Annotated in this window: 24 protein-coding genes; 14 read left to right on the top strand and 10 right to left on the bottom strand. The window is 69.4% G+C overall.

Annotated elements, in window-relative coordinates:
* Window positions 1-25 precede the first annotated feature (25 nt).
* A complete protein-coding gene (locus tag AC0662_RS00515; RefSeq protein ID WP_478297537.1) occupies window positions 26-667 on the top strand; it encodes a LysE family transporter in 642 nt (213 codons plus the stop codon).
* On the opposite strand, the gene AC0662_RS00520 is transcribed toward AC0662_RS00515, so the two are convergent.
* Both AC0662_RS00520 and AC0662_RS00525 read right to left on the bottom strand, forming a co-directional pair.
* Entirely contained in the window at window positions 664-4,218 is a 3,555-nt protein-coding gene (locus AC0662_RS00520) for a UvrD-helicase domain-containing protein (RefSeq protein ID WP_478297539.1), read from the bottom strand. The two genes, AC0662_RS00515 and AC0662_RS00520, sit on opposite strands and share 4 nt — an antisense overlap.
* The gene (locus AC0662_RS00525) at window positions 4,211-7,282 is read right to left on the bottom strand and encodes a PD-(D/E)XK nuclease family protein (protein ID WP_478297541.1); all 3,072 of its coding nucleotides are present in this window, start codon (window positions 7,280-7,282) and stop codon (window positions 4,211-4,213) included. Before AC0662_RS00525 ends, AC0662_RS00520 begins: the two co-directional genes overlap by 8 nt.
* A 122-nt stretch (window positions 7,283-7,404) precedes the next feature.
* Between AC0662_RS00525 and AC0662_RS00530 the strand changes: the two genes are divergently transcribed.
* From AC0662_RS00530 to AC0662_RS00565, 8 genes are all read left to right on the top strand, one after another.
* Window positions 7,405-7,626 (top strand): hypothetical protein, encoded by a 222-nt coding sequence (locus AC0662_RS00530; RefSeq protein WP_452195638.1) that lies wholly within the window; start codon window positions 7,405-7,407, stop codon window positions 7,624-7,626.
* A gap of 55 nt (window positions 7,627-7,681) precedes the next feature.
* Window positions 7,682-8,077, top strand: a complete 396-nt coding sequence (locus AC0662_RS00535; RefSeq protein ID WP_452195640.1) for a VOC family protein — start codon at window positions 7,682-7,684, stop codon at window positions 8,075-8,077.
* A 107-nt stretch (window positions 8,078-8,184) separates the two neighbouring features.
* Entirely contained in the window at window positions 8,185-10,935 is a 2,751-nt protein-coding gene (locus AC0662_RS00540; protein WP_478297543.1) for an FtsK/SpoIIIE domain-containing protein, read from the top strand.
* Window positions 10,932-11,609 (top strand): hypothetical protein, encoded by a 678-nt coding sequence (locus tag AC0662_RS00545; protein ID WP_478297545.1) that lies wholly within the window; start codon window positions 10,932-10,934, stop codon window positions 11,607-11,609. The genes AC0662_RS00540 and AC0662_RS00545 overlap by 4 nt, the downstream gene beginning before the upstream one ends.
* Window positions 11,610-11,625: 16 nt before the next feature.
* Entirely contained in the window at window positions 11,626-11,886 is a 261-nt protein-coding gene (locus AC0662_RS00550) for a hypothetical protein (RefSeq protein WP_387776346.1), read from the top strand.
* A 3-nt stretch (window positions 11,887-11,889) separates the two neighbouring features.
* Window positions 11,890-12,960, top strand: coding sequence for a hypothetical protein (locus tag AC0662_RS00555; RefSeq protein ID WP_478297547.1), 1,071 nt, complete (start codon window positions 11,890-11,892; stop codon window positions 12,958-12,960).
* A gap of 278 nt (window positions 12,961-13,238) precedes the next feature.
* Entirely contained in the window at window positions 13,239-13,484 is a 246-nt protein-coding gene (locus tag AC0662_RS00560) for a hypothetical protein (protein ID WP_452195648.1), read from the top strand.
* Entirely contained in the window at window positions 13,481-13,876 is a 396-nt protein-coding gene (locus AC0662_RS00565; protein ID WP_452195649.1) for a hypothetical protein, read from the top strand. The genes AC0662_RS00560 and AC0662_RS00565 overlap by 4 nt, the downstream gene beginning before the upstream one ends.
* A gap of 107 nt (window positions 13,877-13,983) precedes the next feature.
* Here the strand turns inward: AC0662_RS00565 and AC0662_RS00570 are convergent, their stop codons facing one another.
* Entirely contained in the window at window positions 13,984-14,295 is a 312-nt protein-coding gene (locus AC0662_RS00570; protein ID WP_452195651.1) for a hypothetical protein, read from the bottom strand.
* Window positions 14,296-14,486: 191 nt separating this feature from the next.
* Here AC0662_RS00570 and AC0662_RS00575 point away from each other — a divergent pair, with 191 nt between their 5' ends.
* Together AC0662_RS00575 and AC0662_RS00580 are read left to right on the top strand one after the other, a co-directional pair.
* Window positions 14,487-15,476, top strand: a complete 990-nt coding sequence (locus tag AC0662_RS00575) for an NAD-dependent epimerase/dehydratase family protein (protein ID WP_478297549.1) — start codon at window positions 14,487-14,489, stop codon at window positions 15,474-15,476.
* A gap of 11 nt (window positions 15,477-15,487) precedes the next feature.
* The gene (locus AC0662_RS00580; protein ID WP_478297551.1) at window positions 15,488-15,979 is read left to right on the top strand and encodes a metallophosphoesterase family protein; all 492 of its coding nucleotides are present in this window, start codon (window positions 15,488-15,490) and stop codon (window positions 15,977-15,979) included.
* Window positions 15,980-16,064: 85 nt separating this feature from the next.
* Here the strand turns inward: AC0662_RS00580 and AC0662_RS00585 are convergent, their stop codons facing one another.
* Window positions 16,065-16,220 (bottom strand): hypothetical protein, encoded by a 156-nt coding sequence (locus AC0662_RS00585; protein ID WP_452195657.1) that lies wholly within the window; start codon window positions 16,218-16,220, stop codon window positions 16,065-16,067.
* An 18-nt stretch (window positions 16,221-16,238) separates the two neighbouring features.
* On the opposite strand from AC0662_RS00585, the gene AC0662_RS00590 reads away from it, so the two are divergent.
* Together AC0662_RS00590 and AC0662_RS00595 are read left to right on the top strand one after the other, a co-directional pair.
* Window positions 16,239-16,871 carry a hypothetical protein gene (locus AC0662_RS00590; protein ID WP_452195659.1) on the top strand — a complete coding sequence of 211 codons (633 nt, stop codon included), beginning with the start codon at window positions 16,239-16,241 and terminating at the stop codon, window positions 16,869-16,871.
* Window positions 16,872-16,976: 105 nt separating this feature from the next.
* The gene (locus AC0662_RS00595) at window positions 16,977-18,230 is read left to right on the top strand and encodes an exonuclease domain-containing protein (protein WP_452195661.1); all 1,254 of its coding nucleotides are present in this window, start codon (window positions 16,977-16,979) and stop codon (window positions 18,228-18,230) included.
* Here AC0662_RS00595 and AC0662_RS00600 read toward each other — a convergent pair.
* The 4 genes from AC0662_RS00600 to AC0662_RS00615 all read right to left on the bottom strand — a co-directional run bounded on the left by AC0662_RS00600 (window position 18,219) and on the right by AC0662_RS00615 (window position 20,185).
* Window positions 18,219-18,737, bottom strand: a complete 519-nt coding sequence (locus AC0662_RS00600; protein WP_478297553.1) for an orotate phosphoribosyltransferase — start codon at window positions 18,735-18,737, stop codon at window positions 18,219-18,221. The two genes, AC0662_RS00595 and AC0662_RS00600, sit on opposite strands and share 12 nt — an antisense overlap.
* 114 nt (window positions 18,738-18,851) lie before the next feature.
* The gene (locus tag AC0662_RS00605; RefSeq protein WP_478297555.1) at window positions 18,852-19,106 is read right to left on the bottom strand and encodes a hypothetical protein; all 255 of its coding nucleotides are present in this window, start codon (window positions 19,104-19,106) and stop codon (window positions 18,852-18,854) included.
* Between the two features lie 90 nt (window positions 19,107-19,196).
* Window positions 19,197-19,685: an FBP domain-containing protein gene (locus AC0662_RS00610; RefSeq protein WP_478297557.1), complete on the bottom strand. Its 489-nt coding sequence runs from the start codon at window positions 19,683-19,685 to the stop codon at window positions 19,197-19,199.
* A gap of 110 nt (window positions 19,686-19,795) precedes the next feature.
* Window positions 19,796-20,185, bottom strand: a complete 390-nt coding sequence (locus AC0662_RS00615) for a hypothetical protein (RefSeq protein WP_478297559.1) — start codon at window positions 20,183-20,185, stop codon at window positions 19,796-19,798.
* A 160-nt stretch (window positions 20,186-20,345) separates the two neighbouring features.
* On the opposite strand from AC0662_RS00615, the gene AC0662_RS00620 reads away from it, so the two are divergent.
* The gene (locus AC0662_RS00620) at window positions 20,346-20,897 is read left to right on the top strand and encodes a YceI family protein (protein ID WP_452195669.1); all 552 of its coding nucleotides are present in this window, start codon (window positions 20,346-20,348) and stop codon (window positions 20,895-20,897) included.
* Window positions 20,898-20,992: 95 nt separating this feature from the next.
* Here the strand turns inward: AC0662_RS00620 and AC0662_RS00625 are convergent, their stop codons facing one another.
* Window positions 20,993-21,484 (bottom strand): hypothetical protein, encoded by a 492-nt coding sequence (locus AC0662_RS00625; protein ID WP_478297561.1) that lies wholly within the window; start codon window positions 21,482-21,484, stop codon window positions 20,993-20,995.
* A 116-nt stretch (window positions 21,485-21,600) separates the two neighbouring features.
* On the bottom strand, window positions 21,601-22,140 hold the full coding sequence (locus AC0662_RS00630; RefSeq protein ID WP_478297563.1) for a hypothetical protein: 540 nt from the start codon (window positions 22,138-22,140) through the stop codon (window positions 21,601-21,603).
* Window positions 22,141-22,331: the final 191 nt, after the last annotated feature.

Below are 22,331 nucleotides of genomic sequence, written 5' to 3' on the forward strand. Positions count from 1 at the left end.
GGGGCCAGCAGCAGGCGCGGCGTTGGTGGGGGTCGATGCTCGGTCAGTCGTGATCGGGGTCGCGGTCGCGGGGCTCTTGGCCGGGTTCGGCGTTGCCATGCCGGTCGGGCCTGTCGGGACCTACCTGGTTGCGTTGACCGCGCGGAGCAGCTTGCGGATCGGGGTGTTCGCGGCGCTCGGAGTGGCTTCGGCCGACGGGTTGTACGCGGCGGTGGCTGCGATCGCCGGTACGGCGTTGGCGCCGTTGCTGGTGCCGATCGTGGGGCCCCTGCGGTGGGTGTCCGTCGTGGTGCTGATCGGACTCGCGGCGCTCGGTGCCGTCAAGGCGGTACGGCGGTATCGCGCGCAGCGGCTCGTCGCACTGCAGCACGAGACACCGGTCGGCGTGTGGACGGCGTACCTTGGGATGTTGGGGATGACGATGCTCAACCCGTGGACGGTGATCTACTTCGCGGCGCTGGTCGTCGGTGGATCGAGCGTCACCGGCGTCGGTGAGCGGATCGTCTTCGTGGTCGCGGCGTTCGCAGCATCGGCCGGTTGGCAACTGTTGCTCGCCGGTGGTGGCGCTCTGCTCGGGCGGCTGTTGACCGGGCATGTCGGCCGGTTGGTGACGGCGCTCGCGTCGACCGCGGTGATCGTCGTGCTGGCCGCACGGCTCGTTGCCTAGGGCACCTGGCGTTCCACCGCTCCGCTCGGGTTCAGGAACAGCAGGATCGGGGGAGCGGTATTCGGCAGGATCGCGGCGTACGCCTGGAGTTGGGGCGTGTAGTAGGCGACGCGGCTGTCGAGAGCTGCGGCGGGGATGACGTCGGTCTTGTAGTCGACGATGGTGAGGCGGCCGTCGTCTTCGCGGTAGATGAGGTCGACGAAGCCTTCGAGGACCGTGCCGTCGGGCTGGACGGTGCCGACGTACGACTCGCGCCAGTGTTCGCGCGCGGCGGCTCGCTGGACGACCTCGGAGGCGAGAGCGGAGCGGACGAGCGCGGTGACGACATCGGCGTACTCGAGGACGCCCTCGGCCAGGCACTGCGTGGCGACTGCGGCTTCGAGGCCGGCACCCGTGGACAGGTCGACAACCTGCAGTACGGCGTGGACGGCGCGGCCGATCGCGGTGCCGTAACGGCCCTTCGACCACGGGGGCAGCTCGAGGTCGCGTGCCGCCTTCGCCGTGCCGGGATCAATCTCGGCGAGCGCGACGTCGGGCCCCGTGCCTTCGAGGCCGGAGGCGCTCTGGGCGGAACGCGCCCGGCTTGCGGCCTGCGCCGCGGCGGCCCGGGACTCCCACTCGGTGCGGGAGATCGGCGGGGTGACGTCGGGGCTGCCGGACGGTTCGCGTTCGGGGACCGGTGGGCTGGTGAACAGGGTGGTGTGCGGTGCCTCGACGCCGCCGGCGGTCGCGAGGAGCTCGGCGTTGCTGGAGTGGCGGCGGTTGCCGGAACGGTGCAGCGAGACGATCAGGTGGTCGCGGGCGCGCGTCGCGGCGACGTACAGCAGGCGGCGGCGCTCGTAGTCGTCCATCTGCTCGTCGACCGGCTGGACGAGGTCGAAGTCCTCGGTCTGGACGGAGGACTTGAGCTTCACCGCGTACCCGCCGTCCGGTGGCCAGAGGACCTGGACGCCGCGCTGCCGGTTCGGGGAGGCGGTCATGCCGGAGAGGATGACGATCGGGAACTCGAGACCCTTCGCGGCATGGATCGTCATCACGCGGACCGCGTCGGCATCGGTCTCGGGGAGCACCGCCTCGGCGACGCGGGAGGTCTCCTCGCCTTGATGGGCCGCCCAGGCGAGGTACGAGCGGAGGCCGCCGTGCTCGACCTCGGACCAGGCGCGGGCCTGGTCGACGACGAACCGGACCCGGCGCCAGGCGTCGCGGGCGCGCGGACCGATCGCGGCGACTTCCAGCATGCGGCGGTCGGCGACGATCTTCGCGAGCACTTCGCTCGGGGTGAGCCAGCGTGCGGCGTAGTAGGTACGCCGGAGCCACTCCATCGCCTCGCCGACCGGGTGGGTGAGGAGTTGGTCCGGAACCGTGGCAGTCAGGGTGAACGCGCCGCCGTTGCGCTTCCAGGTGTACAGGTCGTCGTCGCCGCAGCCGAAGAGCGCGGAGCGCAGGGTGGTGACGAGCGCGAGCTGGTCGCTCGGGTCGCCGAGGGCGCGGGCACAGGCGAGCAGGTCGCGGACCTCGGCGGTCTGGTAGACGAGCGAGCTGGCCTCAGCGCGGTACGGGATGTCGGCGCGGTCGAGAGCGTCCTCCAGGAACGGGAGGGACGTGCGGGCCGGCACGAGGACTGCGATGTCGCCGGCTTCCGCGGGACGCCAGGTTTCGGCGCGGTCGTCGTACACCAGCCAGCCCTCGCGGAGCGCCTCCTCGACGACGGAGGCCACGTCGGTCGCTTCGCGTTCGCGGAGGACGGAGGCTTGCGCGCGGGGAAGGTCGTTGTGCGGCTCAGCGCCGAGGACGGTGACGGCCGGACCGGCGGACGGATCGGCGGGCTCGTCGTCCGGTGGCTCTTCGTCGAGCGGTACGTCGATGGCGTCGTCCCGGCGACGGAACGGGAGAATCGCCGCCAGATCGGCAACCGGTTCGGCAGAGGAGGAGTCGGGCTCGTCGAACGCCGGTTCGTCGAAGATGGAGAGCTGATCGCCCTTCACCGGGGCGGCCTCGGCATCCGAAGCCGCTCCACGACGGGACGACGACCCGGCGCCCGACGGAGAGCCGTGGCGGGACGGCGAGCTGGCGCCTGACGGCGAGCCGGGCCGAGGACCGGACTCGCGCGATGCACTGCCGGAGCGCTGGCCTCCCGAAGCGCCGGCAGTCGGATTCGTCCGGTGCGATGCGAGCGCCTGGTACGCGGGCTGGGCCGAGTTGTGCGCCTGGATCAGCGTGTCGAACACCGTGTTGATCCAGCCCAGAATCGGCGGCACCGTCCGGAAGTTGGTGGTCAGCGCAACGGTCTCGCCCAACAGGTCCTGAGCGGTCAGGTACGTTGCGATGTTCGCCCGCCGGAACCGGTAGATCGACTGCTTCGGATCGCCTACCACGAACAGATGCCCCTCGGGGACCTCGACCTCGCGCCAGTCCTCTGCGTCGGCCGCGGCCCCGCCGGCGATCCGCACCGCCAACTCGATCTGGATCGGGTCCGTGTCCTGGAACTCGTCCAGCAACAACCGCCCGAACCGCTCCTGCAGATCGGCCCGCACACTCGCGTCGCGACGGAGCAGGTCGCGGGCCAGCACCAGCAGGTCGTGGAACTCCAGCCGCCCCTCGGCGCGTCGCAGCTCCGCGGATTCCAGCACCCGCTCGGCGATCCAATGCGAAAGGTGCCGCAGGCAAGCATCAAGCAGCAGCTCGACCAGCGACCCAGCAACCTCGACGACCTCGGTGCAGTCGCCGCGCACCTTGGTGATGTCCGGCCAGTTCTCCTTGCGGCCGATCCGGCCCACCTTCAGGCCGCGGAACGTCTGCAGGATCGCCAGCTGGGTCTCCTGATCGGAGGCGGCGTCCAGCATCAGCCCGAGCTCGCGGAGCTGCACGACCTTCGGCAGCAGCCGGTCCTCGGGATCCAGGCAGGTCTCGGCCGCAGCGCCGATCTGCGCGGCCGCAGCGATCAGGCCGGACAGATCCGGCATCGCGACCAGATCGGGTGGATCGACCAGCACGCGTTCGGCGATCAGGTCCCAGTCGTTGCCGAACAGACGCGCGAGCGACCGCAGATGCTTGAGCTCGACGCCGACTGCCATTGCGAGCAGCAACGGTTCGGCGATCGAGTCGTCGTCGAGGAGCTGCTGCTGAAGCTCGGCCCAGCGCTCTTCGAACGCGACCGACGAACCGACCTCGTCGAGCACGTCGATGAGCGGTGGCAGCCCGGCCTCGATCGGGTGCGCGAGCAGGATCTGCTGGGCGAACGCGTGCAACGTGCCGATCGACGCGGAGTCCAGGTCGTCCAGCGCCGCGTCGGCGAGCTGCCGATCGTCGCCCTTGCGCGCCCGCTCGAACTCGACCCGCAACCGATCACGCAGCTCCGCGCCGGCCTTCTCGGTGAACGTGACCGCCGCGATCGTCCGCAGTGGTACGCCGTCGCGAAGCACCAGCGTGGTGACGCGGTCGACCAGGGCGTGGGTCTTCCCAGAGCCGGCGCCGGCTTCGACGAACAGCGTGGTGTCGGTGTCCGACCGGATCCGATCCCTGGCCACGCTGTCGAGCAACTGCTCACTCATCAGCAGCCTCCAGGGCGGTGGGATCGATGAGGCGGACCAGCCGATCCAGAACCGGATCGTGGCGTTTGCGGTCCCAGCGTGCTCGGACCTCGCTGTGACCGATGCCGTCGGGGTTGCAGTACGGGCACTGGACCCACAGAAAGTCCGGGACCTCGGGAGCCTTCGGTGGGAAGTACCCGGCCGCGATCGACGACACGATCACGTCGAGCGTCTCGACGTACCGGGCCTCGACCTCGGGAGTCAGTGGTACCGGGATCCGTTTGCCGCCGCGGCGCACGAACCAGTACGACGCCTCGACCGGCGTGGACGCCTCGCCCAGGCGGGCCCGCGCGGCGTACGCGTAGACCGGGAGCTGCAGTTTCGTCCCGCCCGCGACCGGATCCGACTCGATGCCCTCGTACCGCGAGAAGCCGCCGGTCTTCACGTCGGTGACGTAGATCGTGCCGTCCGCGCCGAGGTCGACCTTGTCCGCCGATCCACGCAACAGCACCCGGCCCGACGGCACCGGGATCTCCACCGGAGGCTCACCGTCGAAACCGAACCGCAGCTCGCTCGCGACCACCGACGCGGACCGCTCCGCGCGCCAGCGGTCGTCGTCGGTCAGCAGCACCATCAGATCGCCGAGGATCCGCAACCGCTCCCGCTGCCACAACCGCGGATGCCCGGTCAGGCCTTCCGCTTCGAACTGGTCCGCGAGATCCGCGCCGATCGCCAGCAGCAGCGAGCGCTGCTCCTCGGTCCACGGCTCGCCGTACCCCGGGAGGGAGCCGGCCAGCCGGGAGACGAACGCGTCCAGACTGTTGTGGATCAGGTTCCCGATCTGGACCGGCGAGATCACCAGCAGATCCTCCGGCGCCTCGAGCGGCTCCACCTGCAGCAATCGCTCGACGAAGTACGCGTGCGGGCAGGTCGCATACGACTCCAGCGAAGTCGGCGACGCGATCCGGTCCTGCACCGCGAACTCGGGCAGCCCCGACACCCCCGACAGATCCCCGTCGAACCGGGTGAACGCGTTCGACCCCCGCCCGCGCAGCAGCTCCCGAGCCCGGACCAGTACGCCGTCGTTGACCCACAACCGCGCCGCGGCGGCACGGGTCTGCCACTCCTGCTCGGTTGCCGGCATCGTTGCCGTCGTCAACGAACCGGCGTACGACGCCGACGTCTGCAGCACCCCGTCGTACCTGTCCCACTGGGTCGCCGGCAGGGCGTGGTCGCCGGTCAGCTCGCGCAGCGATCCGAGCAGCCAGCGCGTCGGCAACCGCCGTGACGACCGCCGCAGGTCGCCGCGCGGGAACGACGCCACTACTCGCGCCCCGGCCGAGAACGCGACCAGCAAGTGGCGCTGCTTCTCGTCGAGCCGATCGCGGAACGACGCCAACTCGGGCGCGGCCGCTTCGCGCACCCGATGCGGAAGCAAGGCGTCCTCGTGCACCCGCCCGGGATACAGGTCCTCCGACAGACCGACGACGTACACGATGTCCACCGACAGGCCGACGCTCGCCGACATCGGCGCCACCAGGACACCTGTCCCGAACGTGCCGACCCGGGGCAGCGACTGCTGCAGCTCAAGATCCAGTACGTCGCGCAGCACCGCGAGACTCGCCGGAGTCCCGAGCTCGTCGAGCGTCGACAGACCCGTCAGCGATCCCTCGACGGCAGCCGCGGCGTACTGCTCCTCGATCGGCAAGGACGAATAGTCGCCCAGCAGATCATGGAACAGTTGCAGCACCTCGGCCGACAGCTCGGACCAGCTCTCCAACAGCGCCAGCGCGCCCAACCGACGCCGAAGCGTGGAGGCAAACGCGTGCAACCGCTCGGCCGTGGACGCGTTGTACTGCGCGCGTCGCACCGCGGCCGGTCGCGGATCCTCGGCAGCCTCTTCCTGATCGGCGGTCCGGCGCTCGGACTCGGCGTACCGCGCCAGTCGCGTATCCCAGTCGTCGCCCCGCACGACCCCGGCCGCGCGGGACATCCGCTCCCACTGCGGCACCGGGATCCGGTCACCCGCGAAATCCCGGGTCGGCGCGTTCGCCAGCGCCCGGAAGACATCCGCGCGCGGCAGATCCTGGTCGACGAGCCCCAGCACTTCGAGCAGCGTCCGGGCGATCGCCCGCTCGTGCACCGGCCGGGTGCCGGGCCCGTTGACCTCGATCTTGGCCTCGCCGAGGTGTTCGTGCAGCAGCCGCGCGTACGGCGAGGCGGCCGAGTACAGCACCGCGATCCGGTGCGCCGGTGTGTGCTCCAGCGCCGAGACGACGTCGCGGACCACGCACCGCACCTCGTCGTCGGCGTCCGACGCGTTCAGGATCTCGGTCGCGACCGGGTAGTTCTTCGAGATCGACGGCGGCAGATCGATCCCGATCCGCTCCAGCGATCGCCGCACCGCGCGGTCCGCGCGCCGTACGTCGGTCAGTCCGACGATTACCGTCAGATCCGCGGCGGCATCGCCGAGCGCCGCCACGAACGCGGCCTCGGACTGCGTCAGCTCCTGCGGGAGATACAGCACCAGGGCGCCGAGCTCGCGGACGATCTCCGGTGACGCAGTGATCCGGGACGCGGCGGCGCGGAGCAGATCGGTCTCGTCGTACCAGTCCGAGGCGAGCTCGGTGGTGACGTGGCGATGCAGCCGGACCAGGTCGGGACCGAGCGCGGACGCGTGCGCGACGTTGTCGAGCGCCGGATCGGTGAGGTCGCGGAGCTCGCGGTGGGCGGAGGCAAGCGCTTGGATGGTCGACGGGTGCTCGGCCACCTCGTGGAAGATGCCGGGCGCCTTGGCCAGCGCCGTCCGCCAGGTGGCTGCCACGATCGGTCGGGTGGCCGGGCGTCGCGGCGACAGGAGGCCGGCGGCGACCTGCTCGGCAAGGCGCTCGAGCGTCGCCAGGTAGAGCCCGGCGATGCCGCGGACCGCCAGATCGCGACGAGCGATCACGCCGGCCAGGTTGTTCGGCAGCAGCAAGGTCACGGGCGTCATCGGATCGTCGGCCTTGAGTCGCGACACGACGGTCTGCAGGCGCTCCAACGCCGCGGCGCCGTACGCCGTGCTCTCGATCCGCGTGGTACCCACCACGAACCCCCGATCTGTCGACTGTCACCGGAGACGGTAAACCCTGCCACGGACAGAAAGGTGACGGGGCGCGAAACGCCAAGGTTTCTGCGGTGTCGGCGGCGGCCTCGCACAATGAAAGAATGACCAGGGAATCGAGGTTCGCGCGGGTGCTGCTCGTGCTGGTCCTCGCGCCCGCCGGCGGGTTGTTCGGCAAGGCGGTGGCCGAGGCCGCGCAGGCGCGTCCGTGGTGGCCGTGGCTGGTCGCGGCACTGGTCTGGCTGCTGGTCTCGGGGGCGCTCGCCGGATGGCTCTCGACGACGTTGTCGAACCATGCGAACGAGCACAGACGACAGCACCGATGACGGCACCGACGACAGCAGCTGACGAGTACAGATGAAGAGCGCGGATAATGCTCCGATGGTCGCCGCTGTGCATCACGTCGAGATCTGGGTCCCGGACCTGTCCCGGGCCGTAACGAGCTGGGGCTGGGTCCTCAACCGATTGGGCTGGAAGGACGGTGACGGCTGGCCCGGCGGGATGACCTGGACCGCGGCCGACGGCTCCTACGTCGTGGTCGAGCAGAGCCCCGCGATGTCGTCCACCGAGCACGACCGGATGCGCCCCGGTATGAACCATCTGGCGCTGAACGCCGCGACCCGGGCGGAGGTCGACGCGATCGTCGATGAGGCCGCCGAGCACGGCTGGACCCTGATGTTCGCGGACCGCCACCCGTACGCCGGCGGCCCCCAGCATTTCGCCGCCTTCCTCCACAACACCGACGGCTACGAACTCGAGATCGTGGCCCCCGCCTAGCAGGTGAGACTGCAGATGCCTGGAGTGACGAATGGGACTCCAGATGTGACATGGTTACTCCAGGCAATCAATACGGGTCACGGGGCAAGTGTGAAAGGGCGGTGCTCGTGACGGAGAAGCCTGACGGGGGAACTGTGCCCGGACCGGCCTCACCGGAGCTCCTGGAAGCGCGGATCCGCGGTCTGCAGCACGCGCTGGGGCAGCTGCTGGACAACGCGCGGAGACTGACGTACGGCGAGCATCAGCGGGCCGTACGGCTGCATCGTCAACTGCAGGAGCAGACCGCGACGGCACGCCGCGAGTCCCGGTCGCTGGTCGACGCGAAGACCTCGGAGGCGCTCTCCGACGCCGAGCCGAAGGCCCGCCTGCTCGCCGATCGCCTGGCGCCCGGTCTCGGATCGATTCCGCCGAACGACGCCCGCTGGCGTTCGCGTCAACTGGTCGGCGCCGGAGTCCCGGCGTACGTGCGGGTCGGTGAACTCGACGCCGGTACGCCGGTGGTCGCGCCGCTGCTGCGGACCAACGGCTGGAAGGTCACCGCGGACCGTGGCGAGGCCGCGCGGCGGCTGCTGCAGAGTGTCGCGCTGCGCCTCGTCGCCGCCGCGGAACCGTTCCGCCTGCGCATCGACGCGTTCGATCCGAAGCTGACCGGGATGATGGGTCTGCTCGGTCACCTGACCACGAAGTACCCACAATTGGTGCCCAGGGCAACGCATACGGCGGAGCAGTTGCACACCGTGCTGTCCGGGCTCGTCGACGTGTCCTCGCTGCGCGCGAGCCGCCAGGCGCAACTCGGTCACGAGCGGTTCGAGGACCTGCTCAAGGAGACGGGTCAGGTCACCGATCCGTACCGGCTGGTCATCCTGTTCGACTACCCGTTCGGGATCGACACGCTCGCCCAGCGCGACCTGCTCCGGCTGGCCGCGACGGCGGGCAAACGCGGCATCTGCTTCCTGGTGCACTACGACCAGTCCACGGCCGCCGAACTCGACGTCGACTCGAAGCAGTTGCTCGATCTTCTCGATCCCGTCGTGATCACGGGCGACAAGGTGGAGGTCGCGCAACTCACCGGCGTACCGGCGAAACTCGACCCGCCGTTCGACGCGACCGTTGCCGCGGGCATCTGTGACGTGATCGCCGAACAGGCCGACATCGCGGTCCTCCCGACCATCGACTTCGAGCGCACGCTGCCGGACCGCTCGACCTGGTGGCAGCCGGTCAAGGACGAGATCGGCACGGTGATCGGGTACGACGACCGCACGCCGGCGCTGATCCGGCTGCGCAGCGGCAACCCCGCCCTTCCGCACGTTCTCGTCGGCGGCGCGGTCGGCCAGGGCAAGTCGAACCTGCTGCTCGTGCTGATCCACGGCCTCGCCGCGCGGTACTCCCCGGCGGACCTGGAGATGTACCTGCTCGACTTCAAGCACGGCGTCGAGTTCTCGGCCCTCGGGCCCGGCCCGGACCGGCCACATTGGCTCCCACAGATCCGCGTTCTCGGCGTGCACAGCGATCGCGCGTTCGGTCTCGCCGTACTGCGGCACCTGTCCGACGAGCTCGCGCGACGCAGTGAGATCTTCAAGTCGCACGGGAACGTCGCCGACATCGCCGAGCTCACCCCCGGACCGGATCGGCCGCCGCGAATCCTCGTCGTACTGGACGAGTTCCAGGTGCTCCTCGAGGACGACGACGAGCTCGCGGACGAGGCGGCGAAACTGCTGGAGCGACTCGTTCGGCTGGGTCGTGCGTACGGCGTCCATGTAGTGCTCGCGACGCAGACGATCGAGGGCGTGAAGCGGCTGTCGACGCGGCGGGACTCGATCTTCGGTCAGGTGCCGTACCGGATCGCGCTGAAGACCACGCCGGCCGACTCGCAGGCGATTCTGCGGAGCGGGAACACGGCCGCCGCCGAGCTGCAGTTCCGCGGTGAGGCGGTGCTGAATGCGAACTTCGGGTCGCCCGACGACAACCAGCATGTGCTGGTGAGCTTCGCGGACAAGGTCGTGCTGGACTCGCTGCGGAGCGACCTGTGGTCGCGCGCGGGGGACGAGGTACGGCCGCCGCGGGTGTTCCATCTGGCCGAGCCCGCGCGACTGACGGAGACCGCCGCCGCGGTGAAGCCCGAGGTGGGGCGGCCGTGGACCGGTTTGCCGATCGCGGTCACCGAGGAGCCGGTGCAGGTCGAGGTACGGCCCGAGCCCGGGGCCGGCGTACTCGTGCTCGGCGACGGTCCGGCGGACGCACTCGGCGTACTGACCGGGCTAGCGGTGTCGACCGCGGCCTCTGCGCTGGAACCGCCACGCTTCCTCTTCGTCGACGGTACGAACTCGGCGCCGGCTGTTGCTGAGGGCAAGGACGCGCTGGTCCAGGTACTGCGGCAGCTCGGGTGCGAGGTCGAGACGGTCGACAAGCACGACGAGATCGCACCGCGGTTGTTCGCGCTGCGGGACGCGATGCGGAACGGTCAGACCACGGGCACCTATCTGCTCGGGTTCGGGTTCCATGGTGTGCCGCGGATGCAGTTGCATGCCGAGGGGCTCTTCGAGAGTCCGGCGAGCGTGCTGCAGGACATCGTGCGCGACGGGCCTGCGCACGGACTCATCACGTTCGGGTGGTGGAACCGGCTGCACGTGTGCACGGAGCAGCTCGGGTTCGGTCGCGCGAACGTCGCGACGCATCTGTTCCTGCGCCACCCACAGGACGGCGTACGCGCGGTGGCCGGGCCGCTGGTGCGGTGGGCCTCCGAGCCGCATCGGGCGTTGCTGTGGGACGGGCTGCATCCCGAGGCGCAGGTCGTCGTACCGTACGCCGCCTTGCGGTCCGACGAGGTGGATCGTGCTGTGGAGCTGATGCGGCGATGAAGACTCCTGAGCAAGAGTGGTCCGAGTACGTGCGCGCCGTACGGACGGTCGCGATGGCGCGTGCGGACGCGCAGCAGGCGCAGGACCGGTTGACCGCGAACAAGTCGAAGGCCGAGGCGACCGCGGCGGCCGAGGCCGATGCGATGGCCGAGCGCGGACGGAAGCTGCAGACGCGGCTGAACACGCTCGCTGAGAAGGCGGCCGCCAGTCTGGAGCGGGCCGGGCTGCCAGCCGAGGGGACGCGGGCGAACCATACGCTGCCCGAGATCCGCGCGCTGAACGACATCGAGACCGTTGCCGCACGCATCACCAAGCAGCTCGCCGAGAGCGTCGACCAGTTGGAGGAGCTCCGCACGACGGCCCGGGCGCTCCAGGAGCAGCGCAGGCGGCGTACCATCAGCGCGGTCCTGGCACTGGTCGGGTTCGTGCTGGTGTGGGTCTTCACCGGGTCGTTCCTGGCCGGGGTCGAGGCCGCGGCGATCGCCGCTGTCACGATGCTCGCCGCATCACGGCTGCTCGGGTTGCCCCGGCTGCCCGGAGCGCGCTGGTGGGGCTGGGGCGGTGCGGTGCTGGTGTTCGTCCTGATGGCGGCCGGACTGCCGTGGTGGCTCGGGATCCTGGTGCCGGTCGTGGTGACGGGTACGGCGATCGCGCTGCCCAAGAAGCGCAACTAGTTTGGGAGTGGTTGAGGTGTCCGACGTACTGCGGCTCAAGGAACAACTGCACCAGGTCTCGATGGAGGCCAAGCAGGCGGCCGGCGGGCTGGCCGGTTTCAAGCTCCGGTTCACCCAGCACAGTCAGCTCGTGGAGAGCCTGATCGCGGGCACCGCGACCGGGATCGACCGCGACATCACGGAGATCCTGGAAGCTGCCGGGAAGGCGGTCGAACAGGCCGCCGAGGCGCTGGAGATCGCCTCCGCCGGCTGCAAGAGCTACGCCGACCAGATCTGACCCTTGCCTTCCGAGCTGCAGCGGGTCGCGCGCGGTCTGGTCGACTGCTTCGACGAGATCCCGCGGGTCGTCGAGCAGCTCCAGCGCACCGCCGCGCGCTGCCGGGAGAACGCACAGGTCGCGCTGATCGCGTCCCGCGGCCAGGCGACCGTCGCGGCACAACAGCTCGACGCGGCCGCGCGGGCCTGCGAGACGGCCGCTCATTTCTTGTCGATGACGCCACCGAAGGCCCGCGGATGGGCCGAGGGACTCCTCGGTACGTCGGGTCCGTCGACGAACCGTCCCTCGTCGGACTCGGCGAAGCGCAACAAGGCGACGGGCGGATCCGTCGACATCGACCACAAGGGGCGGACCAAACGCCTCAGCTTCGACTACGACGACGTGGAAGTTGCCGAGGACAACGAGCCGCCCGTCGTCACGGTCGCCCGCGAGGCCTTCGAGAAGTTCCGCAAGGACCACGAGAAGGACGCCGAGGACGAGGACCGCGACGACAAGCGCCTGTTGGAACTCGAGATCACCGTCGCAGAAACCGGCGACCTCGAGTTCGAGGAGCGCGACGAGAAGGAAGACCAGAAGCGCAACGAACGCCTGTCCCGCGACTTCGAGCTCGAGGTAGACCGCAAGGATTCCGAGGAATTCGAGCTCGAGGAACCCGACGAGAAGGAAGACGAGAAGCGGGCGGAGCGGTTGTCGCGTGACTTCGAGATCGGGGTGGAGCGGGAGGACTCGGAGGAGTCCGAGGCCGAGGAGCGGGACGAGAAGGCGGAGGAGGAGCGCGCGGAGCGGTTGCAGCGGGACTTCGAGATCGGGGTAGATCTGGCCGAGGCGGTCAAGGCATGGCGCGATTCCATGGCCGAGTCCGACGACCAGCAGTGGGACCACGCGACACTCACCATCACCGCGGACCACCTGGAAGCCACCTTCGACTACCCCGACGCCCTCCCCGTGCCGCGTGTCGTCACCGTCGAACTCCCCGACCTCAACCACACCCCACCCGAGGACACTCCCGAACCGGACCCGATGGAGGTCCCAGGCCCGCAGGCCGACCTGCCCAAGGACCGACGTACCGACTGACCGCGATCGGCAGGTCGACAGGAGGTGTCGGGAGTGGGGGTAGTGCACCTGAGCGTGATGTGGGTTTTGTGTACAGCGTCTCAGGGTGCTCTACCTGTCGACCTGCCGTCAGATCACGGTCTGTGAGAAAAATCTGGGGAAGTTGCGTCATGAAGTGGTGCGGCGTTCGTCACCCCTGTGAACCCATCCCCACAGGGAAGTGGAAGTGATTGCCGTGAAGGGTTGTCTTGCGAGGTCGCTGATGGGAACCGGCTCGACTGGGCGTCGGGTGCTTTGAGATGGGCGACGATGGTGATCCGGGCCCGGCCGCGGTCCGGGTGGAGCGTCGTCGGGTGCGGGTCTGGTTCGGGGACCACGTGGTCGCCGACTACCGGGCCGAGGCGGAGGTGGCCGACCGGTACGCCGAGGCCATGTCGCGCAGATTCGCCGGGCTGCGGGTGACGAGTGACCCGATCCCGGACCACGATCCAGGACCACAGCGGAGGCTGCCGGGGGAGCGGCTGTGGGAGGTAGCCCCGAAATGAGCTCCCGGCGCTTCCGGTTGATCCGTCATCAGGACGTCTCCGGTGTGAGCGGCACCGGACCCGTCGCCGAGGGGGTCCAGTTCGCCGACGGGGCGGTCGCGCTCCGCTGGTACGGCGACTATCCGACCACGACCGTCTGGGACAGCGTCGAGTCAGTCGTCGCCATCCACGGCCACGGCGGAGCGACCGTGATCGAGTGGCTGGATCCGGAAGCGGGTCCCGATCCCGATCTCAGGCTGCCGCCCCGCGAGACCCTCACCGCCAGGCCCTGGCCGGATCTGCATTCCGCGCCCGAGCCTCAGGACCCCGATCCACTGCACTCCGATCGCGACCTCGGGCCGCAGGGCGCTGCGCCGCCGTCGACCTGGTCGTCGTACCGCGTCTTCCGTTGAGCTGCTGAGAACCACCTGATCCGCCGGTGCCGGCTACCCCTCCAAGCACCGGCAACCCTCGGTACGGCGTACGCCCGGGCGAGCCGGTGTACGCCGTACCGGGGCCCTCAGCGGTAGTCCATCAGGGCCACCTGGTCGAGGTTGTAGAACGTGCCGGGCCCGTCGCACAGTTCCATCATCTTGGCCGAGAACTCGGACGTGTCGGTGCGCTGCGAGTTCGCCATCGCCTCCTCGTAGGAGTCGAACTCGATGATCGCGAAGTAGCGTCCCGGCACGTCCCGGTCGGCGCAGGTGATGCCCCGCGCCGGCGAGGCGCCGTCGGCGTCGGCGGCGCGTTTCGCGGCGAAGTCTTCCATCAGTGCCGCGATCTCGTCCGGTTTCGACGTCCGGTACTCGATGATCTGAACGAAACCAGCCATCACTTCCCCCTGTGGTTCACAGACACTCACCCCTGGGTGTCCTACTGGTTCGACACTGCTCCCGGATCGCCTGCCTGGCAAGGGTCGGACGGTTACGGTGACCTGACGGGGGCAGCGGATCACTGGCCGTCGATTCTGCCCTCGGCAAAGGTCTCTGGGTTTTGTCGGTCCGGCCTGATTGGCTTGCCCACATGGAGATTCTGATCCTCGGTGGGACGGCATGGCTGGGTCGTGAGATCGCGGCGCAGGCGGTCGCGCGCGGGCATTCGGTGACCTGTGTGGCCCGCGGCGAGAGCGGCGCGATCGCGGACGGTGCCACGCTGGTCGCGACCGATCGCAGCCGCCCGGATGCGTACGACGCGGTGCCGGAGCGCGACTGGGACGCGGTGTTCGAGGTCTCGTGGCAGCCGGGCTTCGTGAAGGGTGCGCTCGCAACGTTCGGCGCCCGCGCGAAGCACTGGACGTACGTGTCGTCCTGCAACGCGTACGCGAAGTACGACACGCCCGGCGCCGACGAGTCCGCGGAGTTGCGGGAGCCGACCGAGCTGGATGTCGTCGAGCAGGAGTTGTACGGCGAAGCCAAGGTGGCCTGCGAGCTCGCCTCGCGAGAGGTGGTGGGGGACCGCCTGGTGATCGCCCGCGCCGGCCTGATCGGTGGGCCGGGGGACCGCAGCGATCGGGCGGGTGCCTGGGTCGCGCGGGCGGCGCGTGCCCCCGAGGAGCCGATGCTGGTGCCCGACACGCCCGAGTTGGCGACCGCGGTTATCGACGTGCGGGATCTCGCGAGCTGGCTGCTGGACAACGCGACGCAGGGCCGGACGGGGACGTTCGACACCTTCGGTCCGGTGGTGCCGTTCGGGGAGTGGATCGAGTTGGTGCGCGACGTCGGCGGTCATACCGGGCCGGTGGTGCTCGCGCCGCAGAAGTGGCTGGAGGACAGCAAGGTCGAGCAGTACATGGGGCCGGAGTCGCTGGCGATGTGGATCACCGAGCCGGGGTACGAGGGCTGGTCGTCCCGCAGCGGTGCGGCGGCGGCCGCGGCCGGGTTGACGCAGCGGTCGCGGCGCGAGTTCGTGGTGGACGCGCTGGCGTGGGAGCGGGAACTCGGTGTGGAGCGCGAACGTCGCGCCGGCCTGAGCGCGGCGAAGGAGAAGGAGTTGATCGAGGCGCTGCAGGCGTAGAGAGTTGGCCCATGCGGCTGCTGCTGATCTCGGACACTCATCTGCCGGTGCGGGCGAAGAAGCTGCCCGCGCCGGTCTGGGATGCGGTCGAGCGTGCCGACGTGGTCATCCATGCGGGCGATTGGGTGAGCGTCGGACTGCTGGACGAGCTGGAGAGCCGCGCGGCGCGACTGATCGGGTGCTGGGGCAACAATGACGGCCCCGAGTTGCGATCGCGGTTGCCGGAGGTCGCGCGGGTGACGCTGGACGGGTTGTCGGTCGCCGTCGTCCACGAGACCGGGTCGGCGAAGGGACGTGAACAGCGGTGCGAGGCGGCGTACCCGGGGGTGGATCTGCTCGTGTTCGGGCACAGTCACATCCCGTGGGACACCACGAGTCCGGGTGGGTTGCGGCTACTGAACCCGGGCTCGCCGACGGACCGCAGACGGCAGCCGTACTGCACGTACCAGACCGCCACGATCACCGCGGGCCGTCTCGAAGAAGTTGCCCTACACAACCTTTAGGGTCACGAGTCGGTCCGGGCAGGCGGTATCAACGCCGTACCACCGAGTTACGGCGTACCCCGCTGCCCGGCCGATCGTCGCCGGGTCAGGCGTTGGCTGCTTCCTTGACCCGGTCCTTGAGGCGATCGCGGACCTCTTCCGGCGTGTACGCACGGCGCTTCCGCTCACCGCGCGCGACCACGACACCCGTCGCAGCAACGCCGACGAGACCCGCAAGCCCTACCACCTTCCATACCTTCATGCGGTCTAACCTAGCGATGTGACCAGCCGGATTTCACTGGATGACGCTACGGAACTGACACGAACAGGTGACATTTGGCTGTTTCGCGGTGCGAGTGCGGCGGATCGCGCGATCCAGCTGACCACGAACAGCCCGGTCAACCACGTCGGGATGGCGATCGTCATCGAGGACCTGCCACCGCTGATGTGGCACGCCGAACTCGGCCGTTCGCTGCCCGACGTCTGGACCGGGAAGCACCATCGCGGCGTGCAATTGCATGACCTGCGGGACGCGGTGCTGGTGTGGGGCCGCAAGTACGGGCAGCAGGCGTGGCTGCGGCAGCTCGACCACCCGGTCACGCGCGCGATGGAAGACGCCGTGCTGCAGACCGTGGCACGGCTGGACGGTACGCCGTTCCCGTCGACGGCCCGACTCGCGTCGCGCTGGGTGCGCGGCCGGGTGCCGGCGTTCCGGAAGGGTTCCCGGGAGCTCGAACTCGAGTCGGCGTACTGCGCTGAAGTGGTGGCCGTGACGTACGAGGCGATGGGGCTGCTGCGGGGGCGCCGGCCGAACTGGTACGACCCGGGACGGTTCTGGAGCGGCGACGAACTGCAGCTCGCGCACGGTGCGAAACTCGGCGCCGAGATCGCTGTCGACCTGCCGGATTCCTGACCGATTGGCGATGCCGCTCGGGCGATGATTGTTGAGGCGACGAAAACTGTCGGCGGCGTGTGATTGGGTTGTTCCAGTCGGTCATCGAGCCGGAGGAGGCCCGTGATGTATGCGGTCATCGACACCGAGACGACCGGCCTGTTGCCGAGCCATCGGCATCGGGTCATCGAGATCGCGGTGGTGCTGCTGGACGCGCGCGGGCAGGTCGAGCGCGAGTGGGTGACGTTGCTGAATCCCCAGCGCGATCTGGGTCCGCAACACATTCACGGCATCCTCACCGCCGACGTGCTCGCGGCGCCGGAGTTCGGTGACATCGCGCGGCAGTTGGGGGAGTTGCTCGCCGGCCGGATGGTTGTCGGGCACAACGTCGAATTCGACCTCGGGTTCCTGCGGGCGGAGTTCGCGCGGCTCGGCGTGACGGTCCCGCTGATCACCGAGCGGTCGATGTGCACGATGGCGCTGGCCGGCTACCTGTTCCCGGGTGCGAAACGAACGCTGGGCGCGTGTTGCGCGGCCGCCGGGATCTCGATCGAAGGCTGGCACTCCGCGCTGGCCGACACCCGAGCGACCGCCGAGCTGTTTTCCTTGTATTTGGGCGCTTTCGCGGCGCCGCCGCCGTGGCAGTGGGCCTACGAAGAGGTGCGGCGGATGCCGTGGCCTGACCTGCCGGGGACGGATGTCGCGCCGACCGTGCGACCGGTGCACGCCGGCGGACGCCATGGCTGGATGAGTCGGCTCGTCGACCAGTTGCCCCGCGTCCCGGAGCCCCCGCAAGCCGACTCGTATCTCGTTCTGCTCGACACGATCCTCGCCAACCGCGAGATCACTGCCGCCGACGCCGACCAACTGGTGCAGGTGGCAACCGGCCTCGGCCTGACCCGCCCGCAGGTCGACCATCTTCATCGGTACTACGTTTCCGCCCTGGCCACCGCGTCGTGGAGCGATGGAGCGATCACGCCGGACCAGCGCAGCGATCTGGACCGAGTCGCGGTCATGCTCGGGCATCGCGCCGCGGACGTCGATGATGCGCTGACGCGGGCGAGCGGCGGACGGTACGTCGTACCCGATCGTCCTGGTGCGCGGGGGTTTCCGCCGGGGAGCACGCTGGTGTTCACCGGTGACATGGTCGAGCCGCGGGAGACTTGGTGGGACCGGGCGGTCGCCGCGGGTTTCATGCCGCAGGAGGCGGTGCGCCCCGACACGACCTTCGTGGTCGCCGCGGACGTCGACAGCCTGTCGGTCAAGGCACGGGCGGCGCGCGAGTTCGACGTACCGATCATCTCCACCGACGACTTCCGTCGCCTGCTCCCACCAGCGAACGCAAAGCCGGTTAACCCAGGGTGCAGGTTAGGGGGTTAGGTCGGCCGGGGTGAGGAGGGCGTGGAGGGTTAGGCCGGCTTCGGTGAGGGGAGCGGGGGTTTCGGGGCTGCGGTTGATGACGCAGAGGGCGTCGGTGATGGTGGCGCCCAGGGCGCGGAGTTCGTTGGTCGAGAGGACGATCTGGCCGCCGGTGGTGACGACGTCCTCGACGATCGTGACGCGGCGGCCGGTGATTTCGGCGCCCTCCGCGAGGCGGCAAGTGCCGTAGGTCTTCGCCTCTTTGCGGACGAACGCGCACGGGAGGCCGGTGTGGCGGCCCAGTGCGGTCACGACCGGGATGCCGCCCATCTCCAGACCGGCCAGGACCTCGGTGCCGTCCGGGATGAGCGGGACCATGGCCGCGGTCAGTTCGTCGAGGAGCGCCGGGTCGGCCTCGAAGCGGTACTTGTCGAAGTACTCCGTCGTCGTCTGGCCCGATCGCAGGACGAACTCACCGGTCAGATGCGCGGTCGCGTACACACGCCGCCCCAAGTCTGCAAGATCCACGCCCGGAACCCTATCTCCCCGCCCTCGCGAGTGCATGCCCCGCGAGTTGGAGGGTTGCCCCCTGAGAATCCTGAGGGGGCAACCCACCAACTCCGGGGGCAACCCGGGGGAGGGTCAGTCGCCTTCGGGGAGGGGTTCTATTTCGAAGCGGAGTTGTTTGCCGGAGCGGATGCGTTCGATGGCGGCGAGGCAGGCGGGGTCGCTCATCTGGACGCCGATCTCGGCGAGTTTGTGGCGCAGGACGCGGGCGGCGTCCTCGGCGGACCGGGCGCTGGACTCGTTGATCGCCTCGATGGTGGTGGCGGTGAGTCGTTCGCGGATGTCCGGGTGGGCCTGGTGGATCTCGTGCGTGATGCGGAACTCGGTCATCGCGACTCGCTCTCCTTGTCCCCCGCGGGCCGGTTGTGCGGAGCCGAGGTTCCGGCTCAGGGGAGATAGCCTAGGGCGCGTCCCGGGAGGTCACGCCAGGACTCGCTGCACGAAACTTTCCAGGCGGGTCGCGAGGCGTTCCGCGCGGACCTCCGGGGTGGCGGTCTCGCCCTGCGGTACGTCGAGTTCCTTCAGCCCGCGGATGTACAGCGAGCACGCCAGATCGGCGCAGATGTACATCCCGACCGTGTTCCCGTTGCGGCCGGCCGAACCCGCCCGGCGGGCGGCGAACAGGGCGACGTCGCTGATGTGGTGGGCGGTGTTGCACAGGTCGCACAGCCCCGCGAACCGGCGGGCGGCGCCCGAGGTCTGGGTGCTGACCGCGATCCCGGTCACGCCGGTGTCGCGGCGTACCACCAGGTAGCCGCGGTTCGGAGCCTTGGCGTCGCGCCAGCCGAGGAAGTCGAGCGACTCCCAGGGCAGTTCGGGGAAGCGGCCCGGCAGCGCCAGCGCCTTGACCTGGCTCTTGGACGAGTTGACGAACGAGCGCCTGATGTCCTCGGCGCTGAGCGGTTCCACGACGGTCCCTCCGATCTTCGACCACCCATCAGACCGGCTGCGGCGCCGCGGCGCAACCCGTTAACTCCGTTGCTGCGGGCAACGGCTAGCAGACGGCCAAGGGCCAACGGTCAGCTGTCGGCGTACCCGGTCGTCCGGTGCTCGTCGTGGTGGCGCAGGTCGACGCCGAAGTCGACCGAGGCCTTGAGGCGGAGCAGCAGCGAGACGACCTCGGGGCAGTCGGCGGGGTCGTCCGAGCTGAGGGTCAGGTCGGTGCCGCCGGCGGCGCCGGCGGTGAGTCTGAAGGTCAGCGTCCGGCCGAAGTACCGCAGTTGGTAGAGCTCGTCCTGGATGGCCCGCTCGATCCAGCTCTGGTCGGTGCGGCCGTCGCCGAGCCGGAACGAGATCACACCATCGGTCTCCGGCGCCGCGGTGGCCCAGAACCGCTCGCGGCCGTGCCAGGTACTGACGGCCCGGTAGACGTCGCTCGGTCCCGACTTGCAGAACACCTTCCGCTGCACTCCACACCTCTCCTGACACCGGATACCGGTCACGCCCGGTCCATTGTCCGTCGACACAGGGTCCAGGGGCCGGACACGCCGAGTAGGGGGTGGACTTCTGAGCGAGAAGGGTGAACTCTTTACTGTGCAAAGTTCAACTAGTCTTTCGGAAGGATCCGCGATGTCCAACGAGTACGCCGCCCTGAGCGGTGACTACACCCTCGACGCCTCTCACACCCGGATCGGCTTCAGTGCCCGGCACGCGATGGTGACCAAGGTCCGTGGCGCGTTCGACGAGTTCGAGGGCTCGTTCCACATCGACGGCGAGAACCCGGCGAACTCGTCGGGGAAGGTGACGATCCAGGCCAAGAGCATCAACACCCGCAACGGCCAGCGCGACGAGCACCTGCGCAGCAACGACTTCCTCGCGATGGACGAGCACCCGGAGATCACCTTCGTGTCGACCGCGATCAAGCAGAGCGGCGACGCCGAGTTCGTGGTGTCCGGCGACCTGACCATCCGCGGCGTCACCAAGCCGGTCGATGTCGAGTTCGAGTACACCGGCACCGCGACCGACCCGTTCGGCAACCAGCGGCTCGGCATCGAGGGCTCGGTCGTGATCAACCGCAAGGACTTCGGTGTCAGCTGGAACGCGGCGCTCGAGGGCGGCGGCGTGCTGGTCAGCGACAAGATCACGCTGGAGCTCGAGGTCTCGGCGATCAAGAACGCCTGAGGCTTCATCAGTAACCAGCTGGGGCTGTCTCAAGAACAGCTGACGTTCGTGGGTGCGGCCGGGGTCCGGTCGCACCCACGAACGCGTTCAGGGATTCAGGCGTGCCGGGTGGTCTGCTGCAGCAGGGACTCGACCGCCTGGCGCAGTTCGGTGTCGTGGTGCGGTCCGGACCAGACGACGATCCGGCCCTTGTCGCCGAGCTTCGTGCTGATCAGGTCGCGCGCCGGCGCCGGGTCGCCCTGGTTGAGCAGTACGACGAGCCGCCGGCCGTCCCGTTGCAGTCGGTCGAGGAGTGGCGGCAGCGTCGAGCCGCGGAACAGCCCGGGATCGCTCTTCACCTTGGTCTCGATCATCACGCCGCGGCCGCGCACGACGAGCAGGTAGTCGGCGCGGTCCCGGGTGAACTCGCGGTCGTGGTAGATCCGCGCCTTCGGCCACAGGCGTTGCAGTGCCGCGTCGACATCGGCGTCGTACTGCGCCGCGAGGCGACTGACCCGGGAACTCGTACCGCGTGGCCGGAAGGACTCCGGCGTACGACGGCCGCCGAGCCACTCCGGCAGCCAACGCCGGATCTGCGTGTCGATCATCGGTGGACCCCCAGACCTGTTCGGCACTCGGTCGAGAGTGTGCCCGGGGTGGTGCGCGGGAATCCGGTGGGCACGCAATCGTGATCCCACCGCCACAAACTTGTCAGCAGGCGTTGTCAGCAGGCGTTGGGGGTGGTGGTGCCGCCGTCGACGATCCAGCGGGACTGCTGGGGCAGGACGCGCATCTGGTCGAGCCAGCGCGTCGGGGTGGTGTTCGGCAGGACGCCGCGGCCGCGGGCGTTCACCGTGCGGGCCGCGGAGGTGTCGTAGCAGGCGCTGACGATGACGCCGTTCGCCGCGAGGGTGCGCTTGGCCCAGAGCACCTTGGTGACCCCGGTGTTGTGCAGCTTCCGGGTCCGGAAGTACTTCGCCTGGGTGCTGATCGCCTGGAACATCGCGGGCGTCATCACCGGCTCGAGCTGCTCGATCTTGCCGCCGCCGCTGCGCATCATCACGTCGAGCGCGACCCGGTAGGCGTAGTACGCGTTCAGCACCGGGTCGTCCGAGCCGGTGTCCGCGGCCGCTTCGTCGGTTGTGGCGGTCGAGGTCGCCTTGTGGGCGGCGGGCGCCGCGGCGGCGACGTCGGTGCCGCTGGTGCCACAGCCGGGGAGCAGCAAAACCGGGAGCAGCGTGGCGGTCACGGCCAGGTTTCGCATCCGCATGATGATCGAGTACCTCCTGTTGGGCGCGGGTTCCCCGTGGGTGCCAACAGCGAGCCGTGCAGGCTGTCCGGCACTGACCGTGTAACGTCAGCAAACGCTCCGTGGTCACTGTGACCTGGATCACGCCCGACCCCCTACTGGAGTACTGGTCCGCGGTTGGCTCCGCGGCTGGATGTCCCGGCCGC

The sequence above is a fragment of the Kribbella sp. NPDC043289 genome, assembly GCF_056436705.1.

Excerpts from the sequence above, each read along its gene's own strand:
- AC0662_RS00520 (WP_478297539.1), bottom strand. The coding sequence starts at position 4,218 with ATGAGTGAGCAGTTGCTCGACAGCGTGGCCAGGGATCGGATCCGGTCG.
- AC0662_RS00530 (WP_452195638.1), top strand. The coding sequence starts at position 7,405 with ATGACCAGGGAATCGAGGTTCGCGCGGGTGCTGCTCGTGCTGGTCCTC.
- AC0662_RS00535 (WP_452195640.1), top strand. The coding sequence starts at position 7,682 with ATGGTCGCCGCTGTGCATCACGTCGAGATCTGGGTCCCGGACCTGTCC.
- AC0662_RS00545 (WP_478297545.1), top strand. The coding sequence starts at position 10,932 with ATGAAGACTCCTGAGCAAGAGTGGTCCGAGTACGTGCGCGCCGTACGG.
- AC0662_RS00560 (WP_452195648.1), top strand. The coding sequence starts at position 13,239 with ATGGGCGACGATGGTGATCCGGGCCCGGCCGCGGTCCGGGTGGAGCGT.
- AC0662_RS00565 (WP_452195649.1), top strand. The coding sequence starts at position 13,481 with ATGAGCTCCCGGCGCTTCCGGTTGATCCGTCATCAGGACGTCTCCGGT.
- AC0662_RS00570 (WP_452195651.1), bottom strand. The coding sequence starts at position 14,295 with ATGGCTGGTTTCGTTCAGATCATCGAGTACCGGACGTCGAAACCGGAC.
- AC0662_RS00575 (WP_478297549.1), top strand. The coding sequence starts at position 14,487 with ATGGAGATTCTGATCCTCGGTGGGACGGCATGGCTGGGTCGTGAGATC.
- AC0662_RS00580 (WP_478297551.1), top strand. The coding sequence starts at position 15,488 with ATGCGGCTGCTGCTGATCTCGGACACTCATCTGCCGGTGCGGGCGAAG.
- AC0662_RS00585 (WP_452195657.1), bottom strand. The coding sequence starts at position 16,220 with ATGAAGGTATGGAAGGTGGTAGGGCTTGCGGGTCTCGTCGGCGTTGCT.
- AC0662_RS00595 (WP_452195661.1), top strand. The coding sequence starts at position 16,977 with ATGTATGCGGTCATCGACACCGAGACGACCGGCCTGTTGCCGAGCCAT.
- AC0662_RS00605 (WP_478297555.1), bottom strand. The coding sequence starts at position 19,106 with ATGACCGAGTTCCGCATCACGCACGAGATCCACCAGGCCCACCCGGAC.
- AC0662_RS00620 (WP_452195669.1), top strand. The coding sequence starts at position 20,346 with ATGTCCAACGAGTACGCCGCCCTGAGCGGTGACTACACCCTCGACGCC.
- AC0662_RS00625 (WP_478297561.1), bottom strand. The coding sequence starts at position 21,484 with ATGATCGACACGCAGATCCGGCGTTGGCTGCCGGAGTGGCTCGGCGGC.
- AC0662_RS00630 (WP_478297563.1), bottom strand. The coding sequence starts at position 22,140 with ATGCGAAACCTGGCCGTGACCGCCACGCTGCTCCCGGTTTTGCTGCTC.